This window comes from Rhodoplanes roseus (genome assembly GCF_003258865.1).
GTDB classification, from domain to species: Bacteria; Pseudomonadota; Alphaproteobacteria; order Rhizobiales; family Xanthobacteraceae; genus Rhodoplanes; species Rhodoplanes roseus.
This window is the reverse complement of the sequence record NZ_NPEX01000468.1, coordinates 1-2,901: the sequence shown is the minus strand read 5'-3', so window position 1 is coordinate 2,901 and position 2,901 is coordinate 1. Positions and strand designations below refer to the sequence as shown.

Annotated in this window: 4 protein-coding genes; 3 read left to right on the top strand and 1 reads right to left on the bottom strand. The window is 70.9% G+C overall.

Annotated elements, in window-relative coordinates:
* On the top strand, nt 1-1,358 hold a 1,358-nt coding region (locus tag CH341_RS30235), incomplete at its 5' end, for a thiamine pyrophosphate-requiring protein (RefSeq protein WP_111423197.1).
* 132 nt (nt 1,359-1,490) lie between these two features.
* Here the strand turns inward: CH341_RS30235 and CH341_RS34620 are convergent.
* The gene (locus tag CH341_RS34620; RefSeq protein ID WP_170149872.1) at nt 1,491-1,661 is read right to left on the bottom strand and encodes a hypothetical protein; all 171 of its coding nucleotides are present in this window, start codon (nt 1,659-1,661) and stop codon (nt 1,491-1,493) included.
* Nucleotides 1,662-1,918: 257 nt separating this feature from the next.
* Here CH341_RS34620 and CH341_RS30230 point away from each other — a divergent pair, with 257 nt between their 5' ends.
* On the top strand, nt 1,919-2,446 hold the full coding sequence (locus CH341_RS30230; protein WP_111423194.1) for a DUF3124 domain-containing protein: 528 nt from the start codon (nt 1,919-1,921) through the stop codon (nt 2,444-2,446).
* A 174-nt stretch (nt 2,447-2,620) separates the two neighbouring features.
* On the top strand, nt 2,621-2,901 hold a 281-nt coding region (locus CH341_RS30225), incomplete at its 3' end, for a cation:proton antiporter domain-containing protein (protein ID WP_210208678.1).

Below are 2,901 nucleotides of genomic sequence, written 5' to 3'. Positions count from 1 at the left end.
GGCGCACCGCGCTGGGCGACCGCGCCCCGACCGCCATCGTGTTCCCCAACGACATGCAGGACGTCGCCTACGAGGCGCCGGCCCGCAAGCACGGAACCGTGCATTCGGGAGTCGGCTTCGCCTATCCCAAGGTGGTTCCCTACGAGGCCGATCTGCGTCGCGCGGCCGAGGTGCTGAACGCCGGCGAGAAGGTCGCGATCCTGGTCGGCGCCGGCGCCCTGCAGGCCACCGACGAGGTGATCGCCGCCGCGGACCGGCTGCAGGCGGGCGCCGCCAAGGCGCTGCTCGGGAAGGCGGCCCTGCCCGACGATCTCGCCTGGGTCACCGGCTCGATCGGCCTGCTCGGCACCGAGCCGTCCTGGGACCTGATGACCGGCTGCGACACGCTGCTGATGATCGGCTCCGCCTTCCCGTATTCGGAGTTCCTGCCGAAGGAGGGCCAGGCGCGCGGCGTCCAGATCGACATTCAGCCGACCATGCTCGGCCTGCGCTATCCGATGGAGGTCAACCTCACCGGCGATTCCGCCGAGACGCTGCGCGCCCTGCTGCCGCTGCTCGATCAGAAATCCGACCGGAGCTGGCGCGACCGGATCGAGACGAACGTCGCCTCGTGGTGGAAGACGCTGGAGGACCGCGCCATGGTCGCGGCCCATCCGGTCAACCCGCAGCGCGTCGTCTGGGAGCTGTCGCCGCGGGTGCCCGAACGCGCCATCGTGACGTCGGATTCGGGCTCCTGCGCCAACTGGTATGCCCGCGACCTGAAGGTCCGGCGCGGCATGATGTGCTCGCTGTCGGGCGGCCTCGCCTCGATGGGCGCCGCGGTTCCCTACGCCATCGCCGGCAAGTTCGCCCATCCGGACCGGCCCGTCATCGCGCTGGTCGGCGACGGCGCCATGCAGATGAACAACATGGCCGAGCTGATCACCGTGGCGAAGTATCACGAGCGCTGGGCGAACAGGACGTTCGTCGTGTGCGTCTTCAACAATCAGGATCTGAACCAGGTCACCTGGGAGCAGCGGGTGATGCAGGGCGACCCCCGCTTCGTCGCGTCACAGAGCATTCCGGACGTGCCCTATCACCGTTTCGCCGAGCTGATCGGGCTGCGCGGCATCTTCGTCGACGACCCGGAGCGCCTGGGCGCCGCCTGGGACGAGGCGCTGGCGTCCCCCGTGCCGGTGGTGCTCGAGGTCAAGACCGATCCCGAGGTGCCGCCGCTGCCGCCGCACATCACCTTCGACCAGGCGAAGAGCTTCGCCTCCGCGCTGTGGAAGGGCGATCCCGAGCAGAGCCACATGATCGCCGACACGGCCCGCCAGGTCCTTAGCGCCGTCCTGCCCTCCGGCGGCGACAAGACATGACCGGGGCGGCGCGCGAGACGAACATCTGGTCCGGCACGGTCGTCGACGCCGTCCACCCCACGACCGGCATCGGGCTGATCTCCCGGCTGGTCCTGCTCGCCGGCACCGGCCGGCGGCTGGTCCGCCGCTCGACTATGCGGCGATGGACGTCTTCGGCGGAGGGGACGCGGCCTCGTCGGCCGGCGGCTTGCCGAGCACCTTGGCGATCGCGGATTGGGCCTTCGCGGTGGCGCGCACGACGTCGTCGATCAGAACCGTCAAGTCGGTCTCGGCGTCGTGGAATTTCGATTCCGCTGCATCCATGTCGTGTGCTCTCGTGGGTCCACGGTTGGGCGTCGATCGGGCCCACGTTGGCGCGCCGCGGTTAACGGTTTACCAACGGCCCGGATCGTCGCGCGACCCGCCGCCGCTCTCTCGACCCGCCGCTGCTCCGTCGCCCGCCGGCACCTCCCTCGGCCGCGCATGGAAGCCGCAGCGTCTCTGGCCTATTATGCGGGTCGGGGGAGCCTCGCCGCCCGCACCCGCTCCATCATGAGGCGATCGACATCGTGAGACGTTCCATGCAGTCCACCCTGCTTCGCCTCGCGGCTCCCGCCGTGGCTTTCGCGCTCCTCGCCGCCGCCCCAGGCCCCGCGCTCGCGGCCGAGCAGGCCGTGATGATCCTGCCGGACGCCACGGCGCCGGTGCCGGCCGGGGAGCCGGCCGAGAAGGGCCGGACGCTGGTGCCGCTGCATTCCACCGTGATCGCCGGCGGCGGGCGCACGCGGCTCAACTTCTCCGGGCTGCTGTCGATCCACAACGCGTCCGAAACCGGCGTGCTGGTGGTCGAGGCGATCACCTATCGGGACCAGGCCGGGCGGCTGATCGAGCGCACGCTGGACAAGCCGGTGGGGCTCAAGCCCTACGCCTCCATGCAGGTGCTGATCGCCCAGGAGGACGTGCGCGGCGGCATCGGCGCGAGCTTCGTCATCGACTGGTCGTCGCCGCAAGCCGGCGACGAGCCCCTGGTCGAGGCCGTGATGGTGGCGGTCCAGGGCACCCAGGGCTACAGCTTCATCTCCACCGGCCGTCGCGTCACGCGGCCCTGAGCAGGCGCGCCGCCGCCGGGTGCCGATGTCCGCCGGCCCCTGCCGCGGTGCGACCGTGTGAGCCACCGCTGCGGGTTGCCGCACCGGCGCGCCGTCCTCATAATCCGCCCTACACACTTACACACGAAAACACCGTGCCGTTCCGCCCGCGGGACCGCGTGAGGACCCGTTTTGATGCCGCACGAGACCCCGCTCATCGCCACGATCGTCGCCGGCCTCGGCCTCGCCTTCGTGTTCGGCGCGCTCGCGCACCGGCTGAAGGTCCCGCCGCTGGTCGGCTACCTGATCGCCGGCGTTCTGGTGGGGCCCCACACGCCCGGCTACGTCGCCGACCAGGCGCTCGCCCCCGAGCTCGCCGAGATGGGCGTCATCCTGCTGATGTTCGGCGTCGGGCTGCATTTCTCGCTCGACGATCTCCTCTCCGTGCGGGCCATCGCGGTGCCGGGGGCGATCGT

What these genes read in the sequence shown, in the direction of transcription:
- CH341_RS34620 (WP_170149872.1), bottom strand. Translation starts at nt 1,661, where the DNA reads ATGGATGCAGCGGAATCGAAATTCCACGACGCCGAGACCGACTTGACG.
- CH341_RS30230 (WP_111423194.1), top strand. Translation starts at nt 1,919, where the DNA reads ATGCAGTCCACCCTGCTTCGCCTCGCGGCTCCCGCCGTGGCTTTCGCG.